General features: G+C 41.2%; 26 protein-coding genes and 1 tRNA gene. 22 read left to right on the forward strand and 5 right to left on the reverse strand.

The genetic code is table 11. The features are described from left to right. Positions 1-506: 506 nt before the first annotated feature. On the reverse strand, positions 507-827 hold the full coding sequence (locus BFM96_RS06840; protein WP_068992059.1) for a DUF3270 family protein: 321 nt from the start codon (positions 825-827) through the stop codon (positions 507-509). 135 nt (positions 828-962) lie between these two features. Here BFM96_RS06840 and BFM96_RS06845 point away from each other — a divergent pair, with 135 nt between their 5' ends. Both BFM96_RS06845 and BFM96_RS06850 read left to right on the forward strand, forming a co-directional pair. Continuing rightward, positions 963-1,892 (forward strand): peptidase U32 family protein, encoded by a 930-nt coding sequence (locus tag BFM96_RS06845; protein ID WP_068992067.1) that lies wholly within the window; start codon positions 963-965, stop codon positions 1,890-1,892. Positions 1,893-2,101: 209 nt separating this feature from the next. Continuing rightward, positions 2,102-3,388 (forward strand): peptidase U32 family protein, encoded by a 1,287-nt coding sequence (locus tag BFM96_RS06850; RefSeq protein WP_068992070.1) that lies wholly within the window; start codon positions 2,102-2,104, stop codon positions 3,386-3,388. Positions 3,389-3,440: 52 nt separating this feature from the next. Here BFM96_RS06850 and BFM96_RS06855 read toward each other — a convergent pair whose 3' ends face one another. Further along, the gene (locus BFM96_RS06855; protein ID WP_188595326.1) at positions 3,441-3,776 is read right to left on the reverse strand and encodes a hypothetical protein; all 336 of its coding nucleotides are present in this window, start codon (positions 3,774-3,776) and stop codon (positions 3,441-3,443) included. 88 nt (positions 3,777-3,864) lie between these two features. On the opposite strand from BFM96_RS06855, the gene BFM96_RS06860 reads away from it, so the two are divergent. Then, positions 3,865-4,077 carry a YdbC family protein gene (locus BFM96_RS06860; RefSeq protein ID WP_068992076.1) on the forward strand — a complete coding sequence of 71 codons (213 nt, stop codon included), beginning with the start codon at positions 3,865-3,867 and terminating at the stop codon, positions 4,075-4,077. A 279-nt stretch (positions 4,078-4,356) separates the two neighbouring features. Here BFM96_RS06860 and BFM96_RS06865 read toward each other — a convergent pair whose 3' ends face one another. Then, positions 4,357-4,599 (reverse strand): type B 50S ribosomal protein L31, encoded by a 243-nt coding sequence (locus tag BFM96_RS06865; protein ID WP_068994235.1) that lies wholly within the window; start codon positions 4,597-4,599, stop codon positions 4,357-4,359. A gap of 95 nt (positions 4,600-4,694) precedes the next feature. After that, a complete protein-coding gene (locus BFM96_RS06870; RefSeq protein ID WP_068992079.1) occupies positions 4,695-5,639 on the reverse strand; it encodes a DHH family phosphoesterase in 945 nt (314 codons plus the stop codon). Positions 5,640-5,782: 143 nt separating this feature from the next. Here BFM96_RS06870 and BFM96_RS06875 point away from each other — a divergent pair, with 143 nt between their 5' ends. The 6 genes from BFM96_RS06875 (at position 5,783) to BFM96_RS06900 (ending at position 9,446) form a co-directional block, all read left to right on the forward strand. After that, a complete protein-coding gene (locus BFM96_RS06875; protein ID WP_068992081.1) occupies positions 5,783-6,226 on the forward strand; it encodes a flavodoxin in 444 nt (147 codons plus the stop codon). Between the two features lie 155 nt (positions 6,227-6,381). Next, a complete protein-coding gene (locus tag BFM96_RS06880) occupies positions 6,382-6,657 on the forward strand; it encodes a chorismate mutase (RefSeq protein ID WP_068992084.1) in 276 nt (91 codons plus the stop codon). After that, on the forward strand, positions 6,654-7,850 hold the full coding sequence (locus BFM96_RS06885) for a chloride channel protein (protein ID WP_068992087.1): 1,197 nt from the start codon (positions 6,654-6,656) through the stop codon (positions 7,848-7,850). The genes BFM96_RS06880 and BFM96_RS06885 overlap by 4 nt, the downstream gene beginning before the upstream one ends. Before the next feature lie 127 nt (positions 7,851-7,977). Further along, entirely contained in the window at positions 7,978-8,325 is a 348-nt protein-coding gene (rplS, locus tag BFM96_RS06890; protein ID WP_068992090.1) for a 50S ribosomal protein L19, read from the forward strand. 69 nt (positions 8,326-8,394) lie between these two features. Beyond that, positions 8,395-8,466: transfer RNA gene (locus BFM96_RS06895), tRNA-Arg, on the forward strand. Between the two features lie 230 nt (positions 8,467-8,696). Continuing rightward, a complete protein-coding gene (locus BFM96_RS06900; protein ID WP_068992102.1) occupies positions 8,697-9,446 on the forward strand; it encodes an alpha/beta fold hydrolase in 750 nt (249 codons plus the stop codon). Between the two features lie 51 nt (positions 9,447-9,497). On the opposite strand, the gene BFM96_RS06905 is transcribed toward BFM96_RS06900, so the two are convergent. After that, entirely contained in the window at positions 9,498-10,754 is a 1,257-nt protein-coding gene (locus BFM96_RS06905) for an ISL3 family transposase (RefSeq protein ID WP_068989058.1), read from the reverse strand. Between the two features lie 166 nt (positions 10,755-10,920). Between BFM96_RS06905 and hemW the strand changes: the two genes are divergently transcribed. From hemW to BFM96_RS06970, 13 genes are all read left to right on the forward strand, one after another. Continuing rightward, positions 10,921-12,051, forward strand: coding sequence for a radical SAM family heme chaperone HemW (gene hemW, locus BFM96_RS06910; RefSeq protein WP_068992105.1), 1,131 nt, complete (start codon positions 10,921-10,923; stop codon positions 12,049-12,051). A 2-nt stretch (positions 12,052-12,053) separates the two neighbouring features. Further along, positions 12,054-12,794 carry an acyl-ACP thioesterase domain-containing protein gene (locus tag BFM96_RS06915; protein ID WP_068992110.1) on the forward strand — a complete coding sequence of 247 codons (741 nt, stop codon included), beginning with the start codon at positions 12,054-12,056 and terminating at the stop codon, positions 12,792-12,794. After that, the gene (locus BFM96_RS06920) at positions 12,784-13,557 is read left to right on the forward strand and encodes a TIGR01457 family HAD-type hydrolase (RefSeq protein WP_068994237.1); all 774 of its coding nucleotides are present in this window, start codon (positions 12,784-12,786) and stop codon (positions 13,555-13,557) included. Before BFM96_RS06915 ends, BFM96_RS06920 begins: the two co-directional genes overlap by 11 nt. After that, positions 13,547-14,188, forward strand: a complete 642-nt coding sequence (locus tag BFM96_RS06925) for a TIGR01906 family membrane protein (RefSeq protein ID WP_068992113.1) — start codon at positions 13,547-13,549, stop codon at positions 14,186-14,188. The genes BFM96_RS06920 and BFM96_RS06925 overlap by 11 nt, the downstream gene beginning before the upstream one ends. Continuing rightward, complete coding sequence (locus tag BFM96_RS06930) at positions 14,176-15,126, forward strand: CPBP family intramembrane glutamic endopeptidase (RefSeq protein WP_068992118.1); 951 nt, start codon at positions 14,176-14,178, stop codon at positions 15,124-15,126. The genes BFM96_RS06925 and BFM96_RS06930 overlap by 13 nt, the downstream gene beginning before the upstream one ends. A gap of 186 nt (positions 15,127-15,312) precedes the next feature. After that, on the forward strand, positions 15,313-16,755 hold the full coding sequence (locus BFM96_RS06935; protein WP_068989453.1) for an IS1182 family transposase: 1,443 nt from the start codon (positions 15,313-15,315) through the stop codon (positions 16,753-16,755). A gap of 98 nt (positions 16,756-16,853) precedes the next feature. After that, on the forward strand, positions 16,854-17,279 hold the full coding sequence (gene ndk, locus BFM96_RS06940; protein ID WP_068992121.1) for a nucleoside-diphosphate kinase: 426 nt from the start codon (positions 16,854-16,856) through the stop codon (positions 17,277-17,279). Between the two features lie 458 nt (positions 17,280-17,737). After that, a complete protein-coding gene (gene uvrC, locus BFM96_RS06945; protein ID WP_188595296.1) occupies positions 17,738-19,516 on the forward strand; it encodes an excinuclease ABC subunit UvrC in 1,779 nt (592 codons plus the stop codon). A 63-nt stretch (positions 19,517-19,579) separates the two neighbouring features. Further along, positions 19,580-20,185, forward strand: a complete 606-nt coding sequence (locus BFM96_RS06950) for a nitroreductase family protein (RefSeq protein ID WP_068992124.1) — start codon at positions 19,580-19,582, stop codon at positions 20,183-20,185. Between the two features lie 28 nt (positions 20,186-20,213). Beyond that, complete coding sequence (gene pepV, locus BFM96_RS06955; protein ID WP_068992126.1) at positions 20,214-21,611, forward strand: dipeptidase PepV; 1,398 nt, start codon at positions 20,214-20,216, stop codon at positions 21,609-21,611. Between the two features lie 72 nt (positions 21,612-21,683). Continuing rightward, positions 21,684-22,268: a uracil-DNA glycosylase family protein gene (locus BFM96_RS06960; protein ID WP_068992129.1), complete on the forward strand. Its 585-nt coding sequence runs from the start codon at positions 21,684-21,686 to the stop codon at positions 22,266-22,268. Positions 22,269-22,352: 84 nt separating this feature from the next. Next, entirely contained in the window at positions 22,353-23,405 is a 1,053-nt protein-coding gene (locus BFM96_RS06965) for a DUF6574 domain-containing protein (RefSeq protein ID WP_068992132.1), read from the forward strand. 14 nt (positions 23,406-23,419) lie between these two features. Beyond that, positions 23,420-25,111, forward strand: a complete 1,692-nt coding sequence (locus BFM96_RS06970) for a TcaA second domain-containing protein (protein WP_068992135.1) — start codon at positions 23,420-23,422, stop codon at positions 25,109-25,111. Positions 25,112-25,120: the final 9 nt, after the last annotated feature.

Below are 25,120 nucleotides of genomic sequence, written 5' to 3' on the forward strand. Positions count from 1 at the left end.
TCACGAGCCTCTGCTACTAGAATGTTGATTTATAAACGTTTTACAAATCAGATAATTACTGCGTAAAACTGTTCAATCTACAAAAATAATAGAGCAGGAACTTTTGTGCAGCCTCTGAGCTTGCAAGGACCTAAACAGAGTAAATGATCTATTAACGTTCAGACTTTTGCCTTAAGGTTAGTCAGTTTTCTGTAAACGCTTCATGACAATTAAAACGGTAGAAATATTAGTTTTGTTGATTGTTTCTTAACCAATTTCTATCAGAAAAAGAGGGTAGATTTTTCATCGTCAACTGTATAATGCTTTCATAGATTGCAATATACAATACCAAACAAAGAGAGGCTTGCAAAAGGGAATTCCAGAGGCACTGTTCATGAAGGTAGTAGCATACAGAAAAACGGTTGAGCCGTGGGACTTCAACCGTTTTTCTAGTTTGATGTTAGTAGACAATGTTGCTGTAAGTGAATACACAAAAAGCCAAGCAATTTTACAGTATTACCTTCACATCACAAATCTTCTTCTGTTGTTTCTTGAGTTTTATAGCGTTCTTGGATGATTTGATAGGTTTTTAGAATACCCAGACTGACACTCATAGCCGCTCCAAAAGATAGGAAGGCGTTGAATTTTAAGGATAAAAAGAAGAAACTAAAGAGGGCTGTTAGGACACAGAAAATAGCAATGTTTACAAAGAATAGTAATTCTTTTAAATCAGGGCCTAACTCTTCCTCAGGGGCATACTCTTGGTAGAGGGAGGTTTCTTCTTGTTTGACATCATCATACTCGTAATGGTAGTCCTCTTGCGGGGACTGAAATCTTCTAGCGTTCATACTCTCTCCTTACAATACTTTACTATTTTATCATGTTTTATAGATAAAATATGTTACAAAAGTGTTACAAAAGAAATAAGTCTCTTTTTCAAAAAAAGTTGGAAAGAGCAATCGAAAAGTGCTATACTTTTAAGTATGGAAAAGATTATCATAACAGCAACGGCTGAGAGCCTTGCACAAGCAAAAGCATTAGTAGAATTAGGCGTTGACCGTATTTATGTGGGGGAAAAGGAGTTTGGTCTTCGTTTGCCGCACACTTTTTCGCATGAGGAGTTAAGAGAAATTGCGACGATGGTGCACGAAGCAGGAAAGGAGTTGACAGTAGCTGTCAACGCTCTTATGCACCAAGACATGATGAATCGGATCAAGCCCTTTCTTGATTTCTTAGAGGAAATTGGGACAGACTATATAACGGTTGGAGACGCAGGTGTTTTTTATGTCTTGAAACGAGATGGCTACTCTTTTAAAACGATTTATGACGCCTCAACTATGGTCGCTAGCAGTCGTCAGATTAACTTCTGGGGTCAAAAGGCAGGGGCAAGTGAAGCTGTTTTAGCTAGAGAAATTCCTTCGGCAGAGTTGTTTCAAATGGAGGAGGTTTTGGAAATTCCTGCTGAAATTCTAGTCTATGGAGCCAGTGTCATTCACCATTCCAAGCGTCCACTTTTGCAAAATTACTATAATTTTACAAAAATAGACGACGAAAAGAGTAGGACGCGAGATTTGTTTTTGGCTGAGCCGGGAGACCCTGAGAGCCATTATTCCATTTTCGAGGACAATCATGGTACGCATATTTTTGCCAATAATGATTTAGATTTGATGACCAAACTTGATGAGTTGGTGGCACATGGCTTTACCCATTGGAAGCTGGAGGGGCTTTATACGCCAGGAGATTCTTTTGTAGAAATTGCCCGTCTGTTTGTAGAAGCAAGGACGTTGATAGAGCAAGGGAAATTTACAGCCAATCAAGCCTTTCTCTTTGATGAAAAAATTCATCAATGGCATCCTAAAAATCGTTTTTTGGACACAGGATTTTATGAATTTGCTCCAGATAAGGTCCAATAAGAGAAAGAGCGATTGTTATCGAATTAGATGGAGGGAGAGTTCTTCCCTCTTTTGTTTTATTTGGAAAGAACATTCATTTTTTAGGCTACAAATAAATGTTCTGAAAATTAGAATTGTGAAAATACTTGATAGTATCTTGATTTTGTCCCACTTTTACTATACAATAAAAGGGAAACATCAAACTTTTATATTGCAAATAGGAGGATATGATGGCAAAAATATTGAAACGTCCAGAGGTCTTGGCACCTGCTGGTACTTTAGAGAAGTTAAAAGTCGCCATTCGTTACGGAGCGGATGCGGTCTATATTGGTGGACAAGCCTATGGATTGCGGAGCCGCGCGGGAAATTTCACCTTTGAGGAAATGGAAGAAGGCATTCAATTTGCCCGTGAATATGGAGCAAAGGTCTATGTTGCGGCCAACATGGTCACCCATGAGGGAAATGAAGTCGGAGCAGGAGAGTGGTTTCGCAAATTGCGAGACATAGGCATTGCAGCCGTTATCGTGTCAGATCCAGCTCTGATTGCCATTGCTTGCACAGAAGCGCCCGGGCTTGAAGTTCACTTATCGACACAGGCAAGTGCCACCAATTATGAAACCTTGGAATTCTGGAAAGAATTAGGATTAACACGGGTTGTTTTGGCACGGGAAGTATCCATGGAAGAATTGGCAGAAATTCGTCGCAATACGGATGTAGAAATCGAAGCTTTTGTTCATGGAGCGATGTGTATTTCCTACTCAGGACGATGCACACTTTCTAATCACATGAGCCTGCGCGATGCTAATCGTGGTGGCTGTTCGCAATCTTGCCGCTGGAAATATGACTTGTACGATATGCCTTTTGGCCAAGAACGCAAGAGCCTAAAAGGGGAAATTCCAGAAGAATTCTCCATGAGTGCGGTGGATATGAGCATGATTGACCATATTCCAGACATGATTGAAAATGGAGTGGACAGTCTCAAAATCGAGGGTCGGATGAAGTCTATCCACTATGTTTCTACCGTGGCGAATTGCTATAAGGCAGCAGTGGATGCTTATTTAGAAAGTCCAGAGAAGTTTGAGTCTATCAAGCAAGATTTGGTCGATGAGATGTGGAAGGTTGCCCAGCGTGAACTAGCGACTGGATTTTACTATGGTATTCCCACTGAAAATGAGCAACTTTTCGGAGCCCGCCGGAAAATTCCAGAATATAAGTTTGTTGCGGAAGTTGTTTCTTATGATGAGGATAAGCAAGTGGCAACCATTCGCCAACGCAATGTGATCAATGAAGGGGATCAGGTAGAGTTTTATGGTCCAGGTTTCCGTCATTTCGATGCGGTGATTACCGATTTGCGGGATGCTAAGGGCAATCAGATTGATCGTGCACCAAATCCGATGGAGCTGTTGACCATTTCAATGCCGACAAAGGTTTATCCTGGGGATATGGTGCGGAGCCGAAAGGAAGGGTTAATCAATCTTTACAAGGAAGATGGGACTAGCCAAACCCTTCGCGCTTAATAAAGGATACTATTTTTAGGACCTGTTTTACGGCCAACCAAAAAGAGCAGACTTAGGAATCTGCTCTTTTTTGTGCTTGACTGATCGTATCGGGTACGAGACGAATTCGCTTGATGTCGGAAATTCGTATAATCGTTGAAATATTTTTTTTAAAATTCTTGACAATCAATTGCTGACGCTCTTCATCATACTTGACAATATCACCTGTAAAGCTCTTGTCGGAAAAAATAACATGAATTCCTGATTTTCTCTGAAGAGCGATACGAATCACTCGAAAAATATCTGCTTGATTCACAGAGACATCGGTCGTTGGCTCCTGATTGCTCACAAATTCATGCATCCTATTTAGAATCATCTTGAGAAATTTTTTCATAGCTAAATTCTCCATAACTTGTTACAATATATTATATAAAATCTGATTGAAAATGTAAAATGTTTACGAATAAATCAGAAAAGAAAATGAAAAGGAGACCAGTATGGCAGATTTTAAATTTGAAATTGAGGAAAAACTGCTCGTTTTATCAGAAAATGAAAAGGGATGGACCAAGGAGCTGAACCGCGTGAGCTTTAATGGAGCACCTGCAAAATACGATCTTCGGACTTGGAGCCCAGATCATACAAAGATGGGAAAAGGCATTACCTTGTCGAATGAAGAATTTCAGGTTCTATTAGACGCCTTTAGAAATTAGAAAGTCAGACATTTATCGTTTACTACTCGTCAAAAACTAAAATTTGACGTCGTTAACTCACCTTGCTTCAACAGTCCAGCGGACTGTTGAAGGTTGGAAATAATGCTCAGCGTAAACTTTAGTTCTAATTATGGTTTTTAGGACACCAGCAACGCTAGTGTTATCTATGACCTTCCACAATTCTCAATTGTGGAACCTAGTCATATTTTGATCTTTATAGAGTAGAAAGTATAGCTGTAAAAATAGAAAAAGAGTGGTTTTGAAAACCACTCTTTAGAATTATTTGAGACCGTATTTTTTGTTGAAACGATCCACACGTCCATCTGCTTGAGTGAACTTTTGACGTCCAGTGTAGAATGGGTGTGAGTCTGATGAAATTTCGACACGAATCAATGGGTAAGTTTCCCCTTCGAATTCAACTGTTTCGTTTGAAGACTTTGTTGAACCGCTAAGGAACTTGAAGCCAGTAGTAGTGTCCATAAAGACAACAGGGCGATAATCTGGATGAATATCTTTTCTCATTTTAAAAATCCTTTCTGCCATGGACTCTTTGCGAGCCATAGATTAGTTACTCTGATAGTGTATCAAATTCTTGGGAACTTGACAAGTATTTTCTATCAATTTTCTTTGTTTTTTACAAGATATTGTAATTCTTGGTAGATTTGATCGACTTCTTCTTTTGAGTAAGCGTTGGCACCGCTGGCTAGGGGATGACCGCCGCCGTCATGTTTTTTAGCCACTTCATTGATAGGGACAAATTTGCTGCGGAGGCGTACACGGTAATGAGCGCTTTCTTGCTCAACGAAAATCCCCCAGAGTTCCACCTGATCAATTTTTCCTGGGGCAGATACGATCGCTGCTGTATCAGCGTCTGTCAATCCGTTTTCTTTTAAGAGTTCTTGAGTGAGAATGACCCGGGCGACCCCGTTTTCATCCATTTCAAGATGGTCATAGACATATCCCTGTAATTTAGCAATAGGGAAGCTAAAGGAGTCCATTTTTCGTGCTAATCCCGCAAAGTCAAATGGATAGTTGCGTAATTTACTGGCAATTTCCAAGGTCTTAGCCGTCGTGGCAGGGTAGAGAAATCGGCCAGTATCTCCGATAATCCCAGCATAGAGTAATTTTGCCGTATAGTCATCTAAGTCAAGATCGTGGGTAAAAGCAAAATGTGCAATCATTTCACTTGTACTGCTGGCATTGGTGTCGACCCAAAGGAGGTCTCCGTAAGCATCGTCATTAGGATGATGGTCAATCTTAATCAGAAAATCTCCTTTTTCATACCGCTTATCATCAATGCGAGCTGTATTTGCTGTATCGCAGACGATGACAAGGGCTCCCTCGTAGTTGCTGTCTTCCACCGTATCCATGTGGGCCAGCCAGGTTAAACTAGGTTCGTCGTATCCTGGTGCTAGAATAGTTTTTTGTGGGAAATGCCGTTGCAAGAGGTGTTTTAATCCCATCTGACTTCCTAAGGCGTCAGGGTCAGGCCTCATGTGCCGATGAATGATGATGGTGTCGTATTCCTTGATTTTATGTAGAATCTGAAGTTGTAAATCCATAATTGCTCTCCAATCTCTTTCCTTATATTTTACCATAAGAAAACACGTTTTGAAAACGGAAAAAGCAGAAAAAAAGCTTGAAAATGGTGCAATTATTTTGAGAACATGGTATAATACTTCTCATAGAATACGAGGAGGAAACTATGGCTTTAGCAAAGATTGTATTTGCAAGTATGACTGGAAATACGGAAGAAATCGCGGACATTGTCGCCGATCGCTTGAAAGAGTTGGGGTTAGATGTGGACGTGGATGAGTGTACAACCGTAGATGCAGAGGATTTTTTAGAAGCGGATATTGCTGTTGTTGCAACCTATACCTATGGTGATGGGGAATTGCCAGATGAAATCGTGGATTTTTATGAAGATTTGGCTGAGTTAGACCTGTCTGGTAAGGTTTATGGAGTTGTCGGATCTGGAGACACTTTCTACGATGAATTTTGTAAGGCAGTCGATGATTTTGAAGCTGTTTTTGCAGGTACAGGAGCTGAAAAAGGAGCTGATTGTGTCAAAGTAGACTTGTCTGCAGAAGATGAAGATATTGAAAAATTAGAAAACTTTGCCAATGCCCTAGTTGCTAAATTGGGATAAATACTAAAAAGATTTCTTCTTTATTGTAGAGTGTGGATGATAAAGTTTTGTTGTAGAGCAGGGCTTTAGCAAGTCTGCTGAAGAAGAAATCAAGAAAAGGGAGTGAGAAACATCATGATGGTATCCGCTCCCTCTTTTTCTAGAAAGGATTTTATATGGATTTGCTAGCGATTCGTCAGGAAATTGATCAAGTCGATCAAGCTTTGGTAACTTTGTTAGAAAAACGGATGGACTTGGTTGGTCAAGTAGCGGCTTACAAGGCACAGGTAGGAAAAGCGATTTTTGACCGCCAACGCGAAGAAGAAGTTTTGGAAAAAATTGCAGGATTAGTCGAAAATCAAGACTATCGTGAAAGATTAGTAGAGACGTTTGCAGCTATTATGAAGGAATCACGGACTTATCAAGCAAGTGTCTTGGAGTGCGAGAAATGACAAGGCTCATCAAGGCCAAAGAATTTATCTTGTGGAGCTTGTTCGCTTTAGTTATCGGTTTTTTAGCTGGTATTTTAGCGACCTGTTTCGGTCAAATTCTCTTGTGGGTAGGGGAGATCCGGTCAAACTATATCTTTGTCTTGTTGCCGTTTCTACCTTTGATTGGTCTTGTGATTGTCTGGCTGTATCAGCGATATGGTGGGCGTGCTAGTCAAGGCATGTCCTTGGTGTTCAAAGTTGGTCAAGGGGAGAAGGAAGAAATTCCTAGACGCTTAATTCCCTTGGTGATAGTGACTACTTGGTTCACTCATTTATTTGGAGGGTCTGCTGGGCGAGAAGGAGTAGCAGTCCAGTTGGGAGCTACTCTTTCATACCAGTTGGGAAAACGATTTTTCTCCTTACAGGAGCAAAGACGCTTGATTGTCATTGGGATGGCAGCTGGTTTTGCAGGGCTTTTTCAAACACCCCTTGCGGCAACCTTGTTTGCTATGGAAGTTTTGGTGGTTGGCTCCCTAGCTTTGTCAGCCATGTGGCCGGCCCTTATTGCGGCCTTTGTAGCCAGCCAGACTGCTCATTTTCTAGGGCTTGAAAAATTCTCCCATGCTTTGATGGACGCTCCTGTATGGACATCGGATTTGTTTGGTACCTTGCTCATACTAGGCTTTTTGTTTGGTCTTTGTGGAAATGCATTTGCATGGTGCTTGTCCCAAACTAAGGCATTGCTTAATCAGTATTTTCCCAATCCATATAGACGTGTGTTAATCTTAGGGACTGTTCTGAGTGTGCTGTTACTGGTGGGGCAAGGCCGTTATGCAGGTTTGGGAACAAATTTGATTGCAGCTAGTTTTTCAGGTCAAGCTATTGCGAGTTATGATTGGATTTTTAAATTACTGTTAACGGTTCTGACGCTTGCAGTGGGTTATCAGGGAGGTGAGGTCACTCCCTTATTTGCGATAGGTTCGAGTCTAGGAGTGGTCTTAGCACCATTCTTTGGTTTGCCACTGGAGTTTGTAGCAGCCTTAGGATATGCTTCGGTCTTTGCTGCTGCAACTTCAACCTTTTTAGGTCCCATTCTCATTGGATGTGAAGTATTTGGATTTGAACATTTTCCAGCTTTTTTCCTTGTCTGCAGTCTGGCCTTTTTATTGAATCGTGCCAACTCTATTTATAGCGGGCAAAAAATACGAGAATGATCAAGAAAAGTCTTTACATTTTTCAAAGAAGTGTGATATAATAGAACAAGTGTGTAATGGACACACAAAAAACGGCTAATCCGCTGGACCAAGCGTTTATGATTAGCAAGAATAGGAGTAGAAAAAAATGAATCCATTAATCCAAAGTTTGACAGAAGGTCAACTTCGTACTGATATCCCAGCGTTTCGCCCTGGAGACACTGTCCGCGTTCACGCAAAAGTTGTCGAAGGAAATCGCGAGCGTATCCAGATTTTTGAAGGCGTTGTTATCGCTCGCAAAGGTCAAGGAATCTCAGAAAACTACACAGTTCGTAAAATTTCTAACGGAGTTGGTGTAGAGCGTATCTTCCCACTTCACACACCACGTGTTGAAAAAATCGAAGTGGTACGTTACGGTAAAGTACGTCGTGCGAAATTGTACTACCTTCGTGCTCTTCAAGGAAAAGCTGCACGTATCAAAGAAATTCGTCGTTAATCAGAAAAGAAGGACTTGTTCTTCTTTTCAACGACTGGAAATCTGTCCCCGTGGCAGATTTTTTCGTAAGTCCCCTTAGTTCAATGGATATAACAACTCCCTCCTAAGGAGTAGTTGCTGGTTCGATTCCGGCAGGGGACAGAATAGATAGAGAGGCTGGGCAGAAGGTTCAGCTTCTTTTAACACATTTAGTAAAAATAGATTAACGCCGTGGTTGATGGATAGGGTATTTCTTTTTAAGCTCCCAGAGATAATCTAGTCAGCTGTGCGGCGAGCTTCAACATTAGGGGAGTGCTGAGTGAGAACTGAGGCTAAGCACCCACGAAGGGGGTAACTTCTCTTTTGTTTCCTTATTTAAAATAGGAGAAATCATGAAAGTTTATTTTATCGGCGGCTTGGGGTGCAATTCTTTCTATCCACAAGATTTACTACTTGAACTTCCTTTTGAGGTAGCCTATATAGACCTTTATCAAGAAGCTACTCTTCCTTTTTTGGAAAATCTGGAGACGCTTGCTCTTTGGTTTGAGAAGCAAGTGGATTTGTCAGAGGACGTTTTACTGATAGCCCATTCTTTAGGAGCAGATTTGGCCGTGGCTTTGGCTGCTCGATATAAAACTCTTCATTTGATTTTAGTAGATGGCGGTTTTTTAGATATGGGAAAACTGTGCTCTTTGGAGGAGGAGTTGGCAGAGGCAAGGATGTATTTGGAACATACGTGTTATGAAAGTCTTGAACAAGTGATAGAAGAGGAAAAAGAAGCAGCACCTTTTTGGACAGAAAATTTGGAGCAAGCCGTTAGAACCTCTTATATCTATGATCAATCTTTGAGCGTTTTTCGTTTAAATCTATCTTTTTCTCTGGTCAAGGCACTGCTAAGGTTGCGTCGTCAAGTATTTGGACTGCTTTCTGAGGTTGTCAATCCCTCTTTACTAATCCTACCAGAACTTGGAAAAGAAACTCCGAATTGGAAAAAGGAGGCTCTGGCGTTATTGCCAGAAAAAGTAAGAGTTGTGGAGCTTGCAGATTGTGGGCACTCTCTTTACACGGAAAAACCGAGAGAAGTAGGGGAGATAATTGTTAGAGAATGGGAGAAAGTCTTTTCAGCCAGACACGGTCACTAAGGATCGTGTTTTTTTATCGGCTCTTTGTCAACTGTAGTGGGTAGATGTCAGCTAACACCTAGAGAGGACCAACTTGGTCTTCTCTTTTTTGATGTTTAAGGCAATCAAAATCCGCTTTTTGAAGTTTTCAAAGTTCCTGAAACCAAAGGCATTTCGTTTAATGACTTTGATAAGATTATTGGTAGCTTCCAATTTAGCGTTGGAATAAGGCAATTCCAAAGCGTTTAAAACCTTGTCCTTATCCTTTAGAAAGGTCTTAAATACCGTCTGGAAAATAGGGTTAACAGTGGCTCTTTCTTGCTCAATTAGGTCAAAGAAATGCTCTGAGTTCCTCTCTTGGAAATGGAATAAAAGAAGTTGATAGAGTTCATAATGTTGTCGTAACTCATCTGAGTAGGATAGGAGCTTGTCTAAGATTTCCTTATTGGTCAAATGCATGCGAAATGTAGGGCGATAAAATCGTTTATCACTGAGTTTACGGCTATCTTGTTGTACCAGTTTCCAGTAGCGTTTTAAGACACGGTATTCCTGGGATTTTCTATCGAATTGATTCATGATTTGTATGCGGACACGGTTCATAGCACGGCTGAGATGTTGCACAATGTGGAAGCGATCAAGCACGATTTTGGCATGTGGAAAAAGCTGTTTAGCCAATTTGTAGTAAGGGCTAAACATGTCCATAGTGATGATTTTAACGCGGTTTCTGACCTGTCTAGGGTATCTCAGAAAGTGATTTCGGATGGTTGCTTGCGTTCTTCCATCAAGGATAGCGATGATGTTATTTGTGTCAAAATCTTGAGCGATAAAGCTCATTTTCCCTTTCTTGAAGGCATACTCATCCCAGGACATGACTTCTGGAAGCTTATCCCAATCCGTTTCAAATTTAAACTCATTGAGTTTTCGAATAACTGTAGATGTAGAAATGGAGAGTCTGTGTGCGATATGTGTCATTGCTTGATTTTCGATGAGTAATTGTGCGATTTTCTGGTTGACAGCGACAGATATTTGATGGTTCTTCTTAACAATAGGAGTTTCAGCGACCGCCATTTTCCCACATTCCTTGCACTTGAAACGACGCTTTCGAAGGCGGATAAGTAGTGGGTAGCCAGCAGTTTCTAAGTAGGGGATTTTAGAGGCTTTCTGGAAGTCATACTTAGCCATTTGTCCCTTGCAGGAAGGGCATTTAGGGGCTGTGTAATCCAAGTGACCGTGGAGTTCTAAGTGAGTTCCCATGTCGCATTCATTAGTGATCGTGATATTTTTGTCTTTCATTTTGAGAAAATTTGTGATAAGATTTAGTTGTTCCATATGAGTCTTTCTAAATGATGGTTTTATCGCTTTTCATTATAGGTCATATGGGACTTTTTTTCTACACTGAAAAAGGCTCCATAATCTCTACAGTGGATTTACCCACTACAGATATTATAGAGCCTTTTTATCGAACATTTTCAGATGAAAATGATATAATAAAGGAATGCAAATGAAACCGACATCCGCTTATGTGCATATTCCTTTTTGCACACAAATTTGTTATTATTGTGATTTTTCCAAGGTTTTTATTAAAAATCAGCCTGTGGATCGTTATTTGGAGTATTTGATTCGTGAATTTGAATCCTATGAGATTGGGAAACTGAGGACACTCTATATCGGAGGAGGCACTCCAACAGCTCTTTCAGCTCCCCAATTAGACTTTCTGCTCCGCCATTTAACGGAGAATTTAGATCTCAGTGCTCTGGAAGAATTGACCATCGAAGCCAATCCAGGTGATTTGGATGAGGAAAAGATTGCAGTGCTCAAGAATTCAGCTGTAAATCGTGTGTCTTTAGGTGTGCAGACGTTTGATAACCGCATGCTCAAGCAGATTGGTCGGAGCCACCAAGAGCAGGATATTTATGAGAATATTACCAACCTGAAAAAAGCAGGTTTTGACAATATTTCGATTGACTTGATTTATGCACTTCCCAAGCAGACGATGGAGCAGGTTCAGGAAAATGTTGCCAAAGCTCTGAGTCTTGATATCCCTCATATGAGCCTTTATAGCTTGATTTTAGAAAATCATACCGTCTTTATGAATCGGATGCGCCGTGGGAAATTGCCACTGCCTAAGGAAGATTTGGAAGCAGAGATGTTTGAGTACATTATCACAGAGCTGAAAAAAGCAGGCTTTGACCACTATGAGATTTCCAATTTTTCCAAGCCCGGCTTTGAAAGTCGTCACAATCTCATGTATTGGGACAATGCAGAATACTACGGTCTTGGGGCTGGAGCCTCAGGCTATGTGCAGGGAGTTCGTTATAAAAATCATGGCCCTATTCGGCATTATTTAGAGGCTGTCGAAGCCGGCAATGCTCGGATTACAGAGGAGCATTTGACCCTAAAGGAGAAAATGGAAGAAGAGATGTTTTTAGGCTTGCGAAAGAAATCTGGCGTTTCTAAAAAGCGATTTGAAGAGAAATTTGGACAGTCTTTTGAGGGCTTGTACGGTGAAATCGTGGCTGACTTGATTACTCAGGGGCTTTTGGTACCTGATAAGGAGATGGTCAGGATGACGCAAAAGGGTCTCTTTTTAGGGGATACCGTTGCAGAAAAATTTATATTGGAGTGAGTATGGGACAGATTTATCAGATGCAGATGAAGATTCCCTTTGACATGAGTGATGTCAATGGAAATATTAAGATTCCTCAGTTGATTTTGCTTTCCTTGCAGGTATCAGAAATGCAGTCAGAAAGCTTGGGAATTAGCGATCAAGATTTGTTAGAGAAACACCAGCTGGTGTGGATTGTGACTGACTATGAAATGATTCTTCACCGTCTACCGGCTTTTGGAGATGAGATTAGAATTGAAACAGAGGCTCTGTCTTACAATCGCCTGTTTTGCTACCGACGTTTTACCATTTTTGACCGTGACGGAGAGGTATTGGTAGAAATGCTGGCCAGCTTTGTCATGATGAACCGAGAGACTAGAAAAGTTCAGCCTGTTGACGGAGATTTACTGGCACCGTATCAATCGTCATTTGATAAAAAGGTGATTCGAGGACCGAAATATCCAGCAACAGAAATGCTTGAACAAAAGGAATTTCAAATTCGTTTTTATGATTTGGATATGAATGGCCATGTCAATAATAGCAAGTATTTAGATTGGATTTTTGAAGCTTTGGGTGTGGCGTTTTTGACCAGCCATGTACCGCGTAAAATCAATCTCAAGTATGTGAAGGAAGTGCGTTCAGATGGCACTATTGCTTCATGTGTGGAAAGGGAGGGCTTGGTCAGTTCTCACCAAATTAGGAGCGATGCGGGTATTCACGCACAGGCAATCATTGAATGGAGAAAGGAAGAAAATCATGTATAAGGGATATTTGATTGATTTAGATGGGACGATTTACATGGGAAAGGAGCGAATTCCAGCTGGAGAAGCCTTTGTGCATGAATTGCAAAAACGTGCCATTCCCTATCTGTTTGTGACCAATAATACCACGCGAACACCTCAGTCGGTCCAGGAAATGTTAGCAAACCATTTCAATATTGAAACCCCTTTAGAGACGATTTACACAGCGAGCCTTGCGACTATTGACTACATGAAGGAGAAAAATCTGGGCAATACCGTCTATGTGATTGGAGAAGAGGGGCTAAAAAGTGCGATTTTCAAGGCTGGCTATGTGGAGAACAAAGAAAATCCCGCCTATGTGGTCGTTGGCTTGGATTGGCAAGTGGACTATGAAAAGTTTGCAACGGCGACCCTAGCCATTCAAAAAGGAGCCCACTTTATTGGCACCAATCCTGACTTGAATATTCCAACCGAGCGAGGTTTATTGCCTGGAGCTGGCTCTTTGGTTGCCTTAATTGAAGCAGCAACACGGGTAGAGCCTGTTTTTATCGGCAAGCCCAATCAAATCATCATGGATAAGGCAGTTGAAAAATTAGGCTTTGAAAAGAAAGACCTTCTCATGGTTGGAGATAACTATCTGACGGACATTCGTGCAGGTATTGATAATGGCATTCCAAGTTTACTGGTGACAACAGGATTTACCAAGTCAAGTGAAGTCGCAGATTTACCAATTCCACCAACGCATGTGGTAGAAAGCTTAGCGGAGTGGGATTTCGATGCGGATTAAATGGACGTTTATTGCGAGTCAAATTTGGCTGTTGGCTCTGGCTATTTTGTTGACGATTTACTTGATGTGGCTCGTGTATCCGATAGAAATTCGGTATCTTCATTTATCAGACCAGACTTATTTGAGCCAAAGTACGATTGCTTATAATTTTACGATTCTGATGAACTATCTAACCAATCCGTTTGTGCAGGTGTTAGCGATGCCTGATTTTCGCTCTTCGGCTGCTGGTGTCCATCATTTTCAAGCAGTGAAGTGGTTGTTTCACCTCGTTCAAGCTCTGAGCATCCTCTTGCTCCCTTTTGCCTATCTTTTTTACAAAAAAGTGATCAAAGCAGGCTATTTTTCCTTGTTTACTAGAAAGATATTAGGTGTTCTTTTAACGCCCTTGGTCATCGGATTAGCAGCTTTAGGGATGGGATTTGACCTCTTTTTTACCCTTTTTCATCAAATCCTCTTTGTGGGGGATGATACCTGGCTGTTTGACCCGAGATTTGACCCAGTTATTCGGATTTTGCCGGAAGAATTATTCTTGCATGCCTTTCTACTCTTCTTTGTCCTATATGAGGGCATGCTCATCGTTTTGTATATTTGGAGTCGCCAAAAGAAAGGAGAGCCTTTATGGAAAATATGAAACAAGCACGTCGTGATGTAGGGACGTTTTCAGGATTGTGCCTTTTATATGGCATGGTGATGCTTTTAGTGTCTGGTTTTTGGGGGATGGTGGTTACTCTTTATCAAGCCTTGCAACATCCAGGCAGGGCGGAAGAAATCGCCTATGAAACCTATGAATTTTTACAAACAGATGGCACCCACTACTTGATTTCCGTTGGATTTGGGGTTTTGATTTTTTACCTCTATCGCAATGGAAAATTATTCAAATCAGATTTGCGGACAAATAAGAAAATGACAGCTGCTTGGTTTTTCCGCTTTCTTCCATTTTTGTTTTTCGCCCAATTTGCTTTTTTTGGCGTGAACTTCATTTTTGAGAGTATATTAAATCTTTTTGGTTGGACCATGGCACCTGCAGTGGAGCAGGCTTCTGGTCAATCGGAAAGCTGGACTATGTTTTTATACGCAAGCATTTTGGGACCCATATCAGAGGAGCTGATTTTCCGTGGTGCTGGCTTGCGGACATTTGAAACTAATGGAAAAATGTTTGCCATTGTGATGTCATCGATGCTGTTTGGCGTCTTTCATGGCAATCTTTCTCAATTCTTTTTTGCGGCAGGCGTTGGCTTGCTCTTTGCCTATGTAACTATCGAATACTCGATTTATTGGGCGATGCTCCTTCATATTATCAATAATTTAGTGATTAGTGATGGGATTTCTCGCCTGTCAATGGTCATGCCTGGCGAAATCGTAGAGAGTGTTTACTTAGGATTGCTAGGAATTGGCTCCATCCTCTCCATCCTACTCTTGATTCGCTACCGCTTTGCCATAAAGCAGTACGTGAAAGACCATCGACCACCAAAAGGGATTTATCAGCAGGTCTTTCGTTCCCCTTTGCTGTGGATTTTTATCCTGCTTTTGGTTTATCTCTCTTTGGGCACCCTTGCTCCTTTAGGATAATTTGTAAAAAAAAGAAGTACTTCCTTGCTAGTGGAGTATCTAAGAGACTATCAAAAACTCCATATTCTCTATTAGAGAAGAATATGGAGTCAGATTGAAGACAAAGTCCTAGAAATACTTGTTTCTGAGGGCTTTTTTTGATGTCAAGGAGTATAATAGAGGTAAGAAGAATGTGAGGTGTTGGCTATGTTTCACAAAGAAAATCCCGATTATAACCGTCGTCAAGTAGGCTTCTATACGCTTGAAGAGTTAGTTCCAAAGGACCACTTTCTGCGTCAGTTGGAGGAAACTGTCGACTTTTCTGTCATCTATGACTTGGTGGAGGATAGTTATTCCTCAGACAAGGGTCGTCCTAGCCTTGACCCTGTTATGCTGGTCAAAATCCCTCTGATTCAGTGCTTCTATGGCATTCGCTCCATGCGTCAGACCATCAAGGACATTGAGGTCAATGTTGCCTATCGTTGGTTTCTGGGCTTGAGTCTGGACGATAAGGTGCCTCATTTTACCACATACGGTAAAAACTACAGCCGTCGTTTCGCTGAAACAGAAGTGATCACGCGTATCTTCGAACATGTCCTCAATCTCTGTTTGACTGCTGGATTAGTGGATACAGATGAGATTTTCATCGACGGAACGCACATCAAAGCAGCTGCCAACAACCATAAATACAGACGACAAGAGGTCGAGGCTCAAGCTAAATGGATGAGTGAACAACTCGAAAAAGAAATCGCACAAGATCGGGTAACACATGAAAAAAAGCCCTTAAAGCCCGCCGCAAAAGGCGAGGCTAACACTAAAAAGATGTCCACGACTGACCCTGATAGTGGTTGGTTTCATAAGGGGGAGCATAAGGAGGTTTTCGCTTATGCAGCACAGGTGGCTTGCGACAAACACGGTTGGGCATTAGCCTATACTGTTGAAGCAGGCAATGTCCATGATAGTCAAGCTTTCCCTGCTCTTTTCGCAAAGCTAGAACCGTTTCACCCCAACTATATCATCGCTGACTCTGGTTATAAAACTCCCAGTATTGCCAAATGTCTACTGGACCAGCATATCACACCTGTCTTTCCCTACACCAGACCTCGTGGCAAGAAGGGCATGTTACGACCGAATGATTTCATTTATGACGAGCATTATGACGTCTACCTCTGCCCTGAAAACCAAGTCTTGTCTTACAGCACTACCAACCGTTCTGGCTATCGAGAATACAAGAGTAACCCTAAGACTTGTGCAACCTGTCCACTCCTAAAGAGTTGTACTGAAAGTAAGACCAAGCAGAAGCTAGTCACCAGACATATCTGGAAAGGTTACATGGAGATTTGTGAAGAGATTCGCCACCAAAGAGGGATGAAAGAGCGATATCAGCATCGTAAGGAGACGATAGAGCGACTCTTTGGGACGGCTAAAGAATACCATAATCTCCGCTATACAAGAGAAATTGGTAAGCTCAAAATGCGAGATAAGGTTGGGCTGACTTTGGCGTGCCTTAATCTCAAAAAACTGGTGAAAATGAGGGCAGGAAGGTCTTTTTATGTTGCCCTAATCTACTCTTTTAGACTACTTTTTTCAAAAATAACACAGCAAACAAAAAGACAAACTAGTTTAAGGGCTAGTTTGTCTTCGGTCTGACTCCATATTCTCTATTAGAGAAGAATATGGAGTTTTGTATTTTTTTCAGAAAATTTTCAGAATGTGATATAATAGAGAAAAACGAGAAGGGAAAGCAAATGGAAGAGACATTTTTTATGATTAAGCCAGATGGTGTCAGACGTGGATTGATTGGGAAAGTTTTGGAGAGGATTGAGCGTAGAGGATTTCGGATTGAACGATTAGAATTGCGTTCGTCGGTCAGTCAAACATTGATTGATCAGCATTATGAAAGTTTGGTAGAACAGCCTTTTTATCCAGCTATTCGAGATTTTATGATGAGTGGTCCCTTGGTTGTGGGAATTCTTTCAGGAGAGAGTGCCATCGCTTCTTGGCGTCAGATGATGGGAGCAACACGGCCAGAAGAAGCACTGCCTGGGACGATTCGAGGAGATTTTGCACAGGCTGCACCGCTAGGGCAAACCATCCAAAATATTGTTCATGGCTCAGATTCTGTTGAATCTGCTGCGCGTGAAATAGCTCTCTGGTTTGAAAAAGAACACTAAAAATAGGGAAGTGGAAACGAAGTCGAATTTTCTAAGAAGAGATTTCGACTTCTGCCTTTTATGATCATCTTTGGAGCTTCAAGATAAATCCAATCTTTTTGGAAAATATCAGTCATTCAATTGATGGTATAAAGGTATAGAAGCTCAGATATAGACATAAAGAAGTGAGGGAGTGATTGTTTAGGAAATCAAACTTTCTCTCTTTTTTAGTTCTATTTATGTAATTTCAAAAATAGGCATTTGAAGTACATATATTTATTTTTGCGAAATGAAGCAGGTTAAGTCAGTCAAATCGGATGATTGCTTAGCAGATGAAACGTATAGGTATAAAAAATAGGTACTTTACGTCTGAATCATCTAAGAAAGTCGCAAAATACTAGCTTTGATTTTGAATAAGTATTACAAGTCTTGCTAGAAGAAGTCTGGCAAGTCCTGCCATTTTTTGCTACAATAATCCTATGAACAACATTATTCAATCTAAATTAGAACTCTTGCCCTCTAGTCCGGGTTGTTATATTCATAAAGACAAGAATGGCACGATTATCTATGTCGGAAAAGCTAAAAATCTGCGTAATCGGGTGCGTTCTTATTTTCGAGGGAGCCATGATACCAAGACGGAGGCCTTGGTATCAGAAATCGTTGATTTTGAATTCATCGTCACAGAGTCAAATATTGAGGCTCTGCTCCTTGAAATCAATCTGATCAAGGAAAATAAGCCTAAATATAATATTATGCTCAAGGATGACAAGTCCTATCCTTTCATCAAAATTACCCAAGAAACATATCCTCGACTTTTGATTACCCGTCAGGTCAAAAAGGATGGTGGTCAGTATTTTGGACCCTATCCTGATGTAGGGGCGGCCAATGAAATCAAGCGATTGCTCGATCGGATTTTCCCTTTTCGAAAATGCACCAATCCTCCTGAAAAGGTCTGCTTTTACTACCATATTAATCAATGCAAGGCACACACGATTTGTCATGTTGCTGATGATTATTTTCAAAAAATGGCAGTGGAAGTTGCAAATTTTCTCAAAGGTCAGGATGATCAGATTATCCATGATTTGCAGGAGAAAATGCAGCAGGCAGCAAAGGAGATGGAGTTTGAAAAGGCTGCGGAGTATCGTGATCTTCTGCAAGCGATCGCAACGCTCCGTACCAAGCAGCGTGTGATGGCAAAAGACCTACAAAATCGTGATGTTTTTGGCTATTATGTCGACAAGGGCTGGATGTGTGTGCAGGTATTTTTTGTCCGTCAAGGAAAGCTCATTGAGCGTGATGTCAATCTTTTTCCCTATTACAATGATCCGGATGAAGATTTTTTGACTTATGTAGGGCAATTTTACCAAGAAAAAGAGCATTTGGTTCCTAATGAAGTGTTGATTCCAGCAGATATTGACGAAGAGGCGGTCAAGGCTCTGGTTTCAACAAAGGTACTGAAACCCCAGCGAGGAGAGAAAAAGCAGTTGGTCAATCTGGCTATAAAAAACGCCCGTGTGAGTTTACAGCAGAAATTTGACCTCCTTGAGAAATCGCTGGAAAAAACACAGGGAGCAATTGAACAGCTGGGAGATATTCTCCAAATTCCTACTCCCATCAGAATTGAAGCCTTTGATAACTCCAATATCATGGGGACTAGTCCTGTATCTGCGATGGTGGTCTTTGTCAATGGTAAGCCGAGCAAGAAGGATTATCGGAAATATAAGATTAAGACAGTGGAGGGGCCAGACGACTACGCGAGTATGCGAGAAGTGATGAAACGGCGGTATAGTCGTGTTTTGAGAGAGGACTTAGTGCCGCCAGACTTGATTGTGATTGATGGGGGGCAAGGGCAAGTGAACGTTGCTAAGGCAGTGGTCAAGGATGAGTTGGGCTTAGACATTCCGATTGCAGGATTGCAAAAAAATGATAGGCACCAAACCCATGAACTTCTCTTTGGTGATCCGCTTGAGGTTGTAGAATTATCCCGCAATTCCCAAGAATTTTTCCTCTTGCAGCGTATTCAGGATGAGGTACACCGCTTTGCCATTACCTTTCACAGACAAGTTCGGTCGAAAAATTCCTTCTCATCGAAATTAGATGGAGTTGAAGGCTTGGGACCAAAACGAAAACAGGCCTTGCTGAAGCATTTCAAAAGTTTAGCCAATATTGAGGCCGCGAGCTTAGAAGAAATTAGAAAGTTGGGCATTCCGCAAAAGGTCGCAGAAAATGTCCAAAATCACCTCAAAGAAAATCTGTAAATCTGTGCAATCCCTTTCAAAATATGATAAAATAAAATTATCTTACAAACGAAGGAAGTGACTATGAAATTTTTAGCATTAAATAAAAAACGCCATGCTGTCAAGCATTTTTCGGACAAGGAAGTTGATTTTAAAGATGTCCGTACAGCTATTGAAATCGCGACCTTAGCACCAAGTGCTCACAATATGCAACCATGGAAATTTGTCGTCGTAAAAGATAGAAAAGAGGCCCTGGCAGAGCTTTCCTACGGTGGCAATGGAGATCAAATTCGGGAGGCTCAGTATGTGATTGCTCTCTTTTCAGATCAGGATTTGGACAGACGAGCGCGCAAGATTGCTCGCGTCGGAGGAGTACATAACTTTACCGAAGAGCAGTTACAAAAGTATATGGTGAATTACCCTGCGGAGTTTGCCTGTTATTCAGAGCAGCAAAAGAGTGACTATCTGGCCTTGAATGCTGGTTTGGTCGCTATGAATTTAGTGTTAGCATTGACAGACCAAGGAATTGGCTCAAATATGCTCCTAGGATTTGACAAGTCAAAAGTCAATGAAGTCTTAGAGGTTGATAGCCGCTTTCGTCCTGAATTGCTCATTACGGTGGGTTATACAGAGGATATGATTGAGCCAAGTTATCGCTTGCCAGTCGATGAATTGATTGAAAAACGTTAAGCAAGACCGAAGGTCAAAAGGAGAAAAAATGACAATTGATTTTAAAGCAGAAGTGGAAAAACGCCGTGAGGATTTACTAGCTGATTTGTTTAGTTTGCTTGCAATCAACTCTGAGAGAGACGATAGCCTAGCAGATGCCGAACATCCATTTGGACCTGGCCCTGTTAAAGCCCTCCACAAATTTTTAGAGATTGCGGAGCGTGACGGCTATCCAACTAAGAACGTAGACAACTATGCCGGGCATTTTGAGTACGGTGACGGTGATGAAGTCCTTGGTATCTTTGCTCACATGGATGTAGTGCCTGCCGGAAGCGGCTGGAATACAGATCCTTATACGCCGACCATTAAAGATGGGAAACTCTATGCACGTGGCTCAAGCGATGATAAGGGGCCAACCATGGCTTGCTACTATGGTCTTAAAATCATTAAGGAATTGGGCTTGCCGATTTCCAAGAAAGTTCGCTTTGTCGTGGGAACAGATGAAGAATCTGGTTGGGCGGATATGGATTATTACTTTGAGCATAGTGGTGTCAAAGAGCCTGATTTTGGTTTCTCACCAGACGCTGAGTTTCCGATCATCAATGGTGAAAAAGGAAATATGACCGAGTATCTTCATTTCGCTGGAGAAAATAGCGGAGCAGCACGCCTGCACACATTTACAGGCGGCTTGCGTGAAAATATGGTGCCAGAGTCTGCAACAGCCCACGTATCAGGTGATTTGCCAGACCTAGCAACTAAATTGGCAGCCTTTGCGACAGAATACAAGGTCGCATTTGAACTTGCTGAAGAAGATGACAAGTACAAAGTGACCATTATTGGAAAATCCGCTCACGGAGCGTCTCCACAATCTGGTGTGAATGGGGCAACTTATCTTGCTCGCTTCTTGAACCAGTTTGATTTTGCAGGACCAGCTAAGGATTACCTTGCAGTTGCCGGAGAAATCTTGTTTGAAGACCACAAGGGTGAGGCACTTGGTGTAGCATATACAGATGAGAAAATGGGAGCACTGTCTATGAATGCAGGTGTCTTCCGCTTTGATGAAGCGTCTACTGATAATACCATTGCACTCAACTTCCGTTATCCAAAAGGAACAAGTCCAGAAGAGATCCAAGCCGTCTTGAAGAACTTGCCAGTGCTAGAGGTAACCTTGTCAGAGGATGGCCACACTCCTCACTATGTGTCTATGGACGATCCATTGGTGGCGACCTTGCTGGATGTCTACGAACGTCAAACAGGTTTGCGTGGTCATGAACAAGTCATTGGTGGTGGAACCTTTGGCCGTCTCTTGAAACGTGGAGTGGCTTACGGTGCTATGTTCCCTGGTTATACAGATACCATGCACCAAGCCAATGAATTTGCGGATGTCGAAGACCTCATGCGTGCAGCTGCTATTTACGCAGAAGCAATCTATGAATTGGTCAAATAAGTCATCATAAATGATAGGTTAAAGAGGAGGTTGGGCTCAAGTCCAGCCCCTTTTTACAAGGGAGGTGCTTGCATGCTAGACTTAGAAGAAATACGTGCATCCATCATGGCAGATCCAGATAATCAATCTTATACAGAAAAAGGCATTCAGCCCTTGTTTCAGGTAGACAGCAGGGCAAGGATTGTGATTGTTGGTCAAGCACCAGGTTTGAAAGCACAAGAGCGTAGTCAGTTATTTGCAGACTCAAGTGGGGAGCGCTTGCGTACCTGGCTAGATGTGGATGAGGAGAGGTTTTACCAGTCAGGACAGATTGCAATTCTTCCTATGGATTTTTACTATCCCGGTAAAGGCAAATCAGGGGATTTACCACCGCGAAAGGGCTTTGCCCCCAAATGGCATCCGCAGCTGCTAGACCTGTTGCCAGAAGTTGAGTTGCCCCTCTTGATTGGGCAGTATGCCCAAGAGTACTATTTGAAGGATAGGAGAAAACGAACCTTGACGGAGACGGTTCGTGCTTATGAAGACTATCTACCCCAGTATTTCCCCTTGGTGCATCCATCTCCACGAAATAATATCTGGCAGTCGAAAAACCCTTGGTTTCAAGTAGAAGTTGTTTCCGTTCTTAGAGATAGGGTAGCAAAGATTCTTGCTCATTAAGCATAAAAGTAGAAGATATTCTTGGAAAAGTTACGAAAATAAGCTATAATAGGATTGTAATAAAAATTTAAGGAGGTTTATGTTATGAATAAACAGGATTGGTTAGACTATTTTGAAGCTATAAATGGTCGTTCGGCAACGGAAGAGGAAATCTCTCAAGCCATAGCGACAGGTGAATTGTTAGAAGAGGTGCAAGTCTCAGCAGAGTCTATCTCGATGATTCAGGAAGAGTCAGTTATCTCTGATGCTACAGAAAAAACAGTAGGGGTTCAAACAAGTCCAGAAGTACAGGCGCAACAAGTGACTTTTGTTCAGCCAGAATCTCAGGTACAGCAACAGGTCTTTGTCCAATCAGAAGGACAAGCTCAGCAGCAATCATTTGTTCAACAAGGTCCACAAGTCCAAGGACAAGCATTTCAGGGTCAATCAATGCAAGGCCAAGGCTTCTATATTCAAACTCCATCTCAAGCACAAGTGAAGAGTAGTTTCAAAGTATTTTGGGAATGGCTAGTCGCTTCTTGGAAATCTCCCAGTGCGGAGGGAGAATTGAATAAAACAAATGGCTATCTCGCTTTTGGATTTTTGTCTCTCTTTTATACTATTACCATCTTTATGTCTATGTATCATTTGACAGGAGGTGTAACAAGGATTATCAATTCTTTTAATTCGTATAATTCTCAAAATGTACAAAATCCGCTTGGAATCAGTGCCTTTTTCATGATTTTAATCAGCTCTGCCTTATATGTATTTTCTATTATTTTTTCAGGTTTTGTGGTAAAGCGGTTGGTTTATCAAGACAGTACTTTTACATTTACGAAAGCATTTGATTGGTATGGTCGACTATTTTCTATCAATATCTTGTTGACGGGGATTTCCGCTCTTTTTGCCCTGATTGGTTTGGTTCAACCGGCGCTCTTTATTTTCTGGATTTCTCTATTGATTACTTCCGTTGGCGTTGTTTATGCTTTGATTGTTTCAAAAGGTGAATCCAAGATGGATCCATTCTATAAATATTTGATTGCCATTTTATTGAACGGCTTTATCATGTTTATTTTCTTCATGATGGAACTTTCCATTATCAGTAATTATATTGGTTCTATTTTTGGAAATATTATCTCTAATATTCCAAGATTCTAAGATAGGAGTAAAGAATGGCCAGTAAAGAAAAGTGGGTCGAACTATTTGAGCGAGTTGTTGGTCGTAAGCCAAGCCCAGAAGAGTTTATGGCTGGAAAGCAAGTGGATTTTGACTTGAAAGCTATTAAAAAGATTGCTAGTTCGACTCAAGAAGAGGAAACGACACCCGTTTCCCTAGATGTGATTCCAGAATTGCCACAAGTAGAAGTGGAAAAGCTTCCTGAGGCCGATCAAGTTGAGTTATCCAATGAAATAGAACAAAAAAATCTATGGTTGGTTCATTTTGAGCAAGTATTTGGTCGCAAACCCAGTCCAGAAGAATTCATATTTGGAAAGCAAGCTCATTTTTCACCAGCAAGTCTACAACATTTGATTTCTCAATATGAGAGTGCAGAAAAGAAGCTCAAGGTAGCGAAAAAACCATTTTCTAAAGCAAAGAAATGGTTGGTAGGAGCTGTGCTTCTCGTCTTAGTTAGTTTGGCGGGATTATTTTTCTATTTTCAATCAATAACCGGCATTGGCGTAGCGGCCAAAGAGTTTCAAGTCGCTGTTGATAGTAAAAACTATGATAGTTTAGCAGAGCAACTATCAACCAAAGAGTATAAATGGACTAAGGAAGAGGCTGAATCCTTCGTTTCCTATCTAAACACTCAGATAGATAACTTAGACACAACAGTGGAAACTCTTGTTCATTCAAAAGGAAAAAAGGAAATAACAGATAGGCAGGGCAATCGTTTAATTGGCTTTGAAGAGATAGGGAAAAAGTTTGGACTGTTTCCAGAGTATGATATCAAAACTTATCCTGTAAAATTAGTGATGCATACAAACTTAGAAGGAGTTACGGCTGTTAGCAGTGACAAAAAGTCTGTCTCCCTAAAGAAAGATGCTGATACAGAATTGGGAGATTTTAAATTGATTTCTGATCCAATAACGGTCAAAGGAAAGACGGAGTTAGGGACTATTGAATCAAATATTCCGCTGGATCTCGCAAAAGTCAAGAACAATGAATTAAAATTAGATTTGAAAGCTGAAAAACGTAAAGTTACAGCCAGTTTGCCAAGTATGGTTGAAAATCCTACGGATGTCAAATTGATTGTCAATGGAAAAGAAGTATCAACCAATCTTTCTGCTGAAATTCAAGTTTTATCGGGTCAGCAATTAGAAGTACATGCTGTTTTTAATCTAGATAATGCCACTTACACGACCAATAAATCCAAGATCACGGTTTCTGATAAAGATCTGGATATTCCTCTTGAAGTATCCGCTGATGTTCGTAAGAAATTACAAGATGGTGCGGCAGCTAAAAAAGCCAAGGAAGCGGAGGCGCGTCAGGCAGAGCAACAAAAAGGAAAAATCTCTGGATTTCTAGCAGATTATCGCAGTGCTGTCTTTAGTTCGATTTCGAACCGCGCGAACTATTATGAAAAATATTATGATACTGGTAGTGAGGTCTATAAGGAAATGCTTGCTTGGACGACAGGAGGTGGAGTTGTTCGGGCAAAAATTGATTACTATACACCAGGCGCCTTGGATATTAGAAGTATTTCTCAGGAAAATGGAGACTATGTCGTTAAAACCTATGAAGATTTTACGGTCCATTATGTTGATAGAACGCCAAATAGTGTGAGTAGGAAAGATAAGACCTATCGTTTGAGACCTGCTGGTGATAGTTTTGTGATTTATCAGATAGAAGTAGTAGAGCATTAGGAGAAAGAT

It is taken from the genome of Streptococcus himalayensis (assembly GCF_001708305.1).
Classification (GTDB): Bacteria; Bacillota; Bacilli; order Lactobacillales; family Streptococcaceae; genus Streptococcus; species Streptococcus himalayensis.

Bases quoted from the DNA above. Each gene is read 5' to 3' on its own strand.
- BFM96_RS06840 (WP_068992059.1), bottom strand. From the start codon at position 827: ATGAACGCTAGAAGATTTCAGTCCCCGCAAGAGGACTACCATTACGAG.
- BFM96_RS06845 (WP_068992067.1), top strand. From the start codon at position 963: ATGGAAAAGATTATCATAACAGCAACGGCTGAGAGCCTTGCACAAGCA.
- BFM96_RS06850 (WP_068992070.1), top strand. From the start codon at position 2,102: ATGGCAAAAATATTGAAACGTCCAGAGGTCTTGGCACCTGCTGGTACT.
- BFM96_RS06855 (WP_188595326.1), bottom strand. From the start codon at position 3,776: ATGGAGAATTTAGCTATGAAAAAATTTCTCAAGATGATTCTAAATAGG.
- BFM96_RS06860 (WP_068992076.1), top strand. From the start codon at position 3,865: ATGGCAGATTTTAAATTTGAAATTGAGGAAAAACTGCTCGTTTTATCA.
- BFM96_RS06865 (WP_068994235.1), bottom strand. From the start codon at position 4,599: ATGAGAAAAGATATTCATCCAGATTATCGCCCTGTTGTCTTTATGGAC.
- BFM96_RS06870 (WP_068992079.1), bottom strand. From the start codon at position 5,639: ATGGATTTACAACTTCAGATTCTACATAAAATCAAGGAATACGACACC.
- BFM96_RS06875 (WP_068992081.1), top strand. From the start codon at position 5,783: ATGGCTTTAGCAAAGATTGTATTTGCAAGTATGACTGGAAATACGGAA.
- BFM96_RS06880 (WP_068992084.1), top strand. From the start codon at position 6,382: ATGGATTTGCTAGCGATTCGTCAGGAAATTGATCAAGTCGATCAAGCT.
- BFM96_RS06885 (WP_068992087.1), top strand. From the start codon at position 6,654: ATGACAAGGCTCATCAAGGCCAAAGAATTTATCTTGTGGAGCTTGTTC.
- rplS (WP_068992090.1), top strand. From the start codon at position 7,978: ATGAATCCATTAATCCAAAGTTTGACAGAAGGTCAACTTCGTACTGAT.
- BFM96_RS06900 (WP_068992102.1), top strand. From the start codon at position 8,697: ATGAAAGTTTATTTTATCGGCGGCTTGGGGTGCAATTCTTTCTATCCA.
- BFM96_RS06905 (WP_068989058.1), bottom strand. From the start codon at position 10,754: ATGGAACAACTAAATCTTATCACAAATTTTCTCAAAATGAAAGACAAA.
- hemW (WP_068992105.1), top strand. From the start codon at position 10,921: ATGCAAATGAAACCGACATCCGCTTATGTGCATATTCCTTTTTGCACA.
- BFM96_RS06915 (WP_068992110.1), top strand. From the start codon at position 12,054: ATGGGACAGATTTATCAGATGCAGATGAAGATTCCCTTTGACATGAGT.
- BFM96_RS06925 (WP_068992113.1), top strand. From the start codon at position 13,547: ATGCGGATTAAATGGACGTTTATTGCGAGTCAAATTTGGCTGTTGGCT.
- BFM96_RS06930 (WP_068992118.1), top strand. From the start codon at position 14,176: ATGGAAAATATGAAACAAGCACGTCGTGATGTAGGGACGTTTTCAGGA.
- BFM96_RS06935 (WP_068989453.1), top strand. From the start codon at position 15,313: ATGTTTCACAAAGAAAATCCCGATTATAACCGTCGTCAAGTAGGCTTC.
- ndk (WP_068992121.1), top strand. From the start codon at position 16,854: ATGGAAGAGACATTTTTTATGATTAAGCCAGATGGTGTCAGACGTGGA.
- uvrC (WP_188595296.1), top strand. From the start codon at position 17,738: ATGAACAACATTATTCAATCTAAATTAGAACTCTTGCCCTCTAGTCCG.
- BFM96_RS06950 (WP_068992124.1), top strand. From the start codon at position 19,580: ATGAAATTTTTAGCATTAAATAAAAAACGCCATGCTGTCAAGCATTTT.
- pepV (WP_068992126.1), top strand. From the start codon at position 20,214: ATGACAATTGATTTTAAAGCAGAAGTGGAAAAACGCCGTGAGGATTTA.
- BFM96_RS06960 (WP_068992129.1), top strand. From the start codon at position 21,684: ATGCTAGACTTAGAAGAAATACGTGCATCCATCATGGCAGATCCAGAT.
- BFM96_RS06965 (WP_068992132.1), top strand. From the start codon at position 22,353: ATGAATAAACAGGATTGGTTAGACTATTTTGAAGCTATAAATGGTCGT.
- BFM96_RS06970 (WP_068992135.1), top strand. From the start codon at position 23,420: ATGGCCAGTAAAGAAAAGTGGGTCGAACTATTTGAGCGAGTTGTTGGT.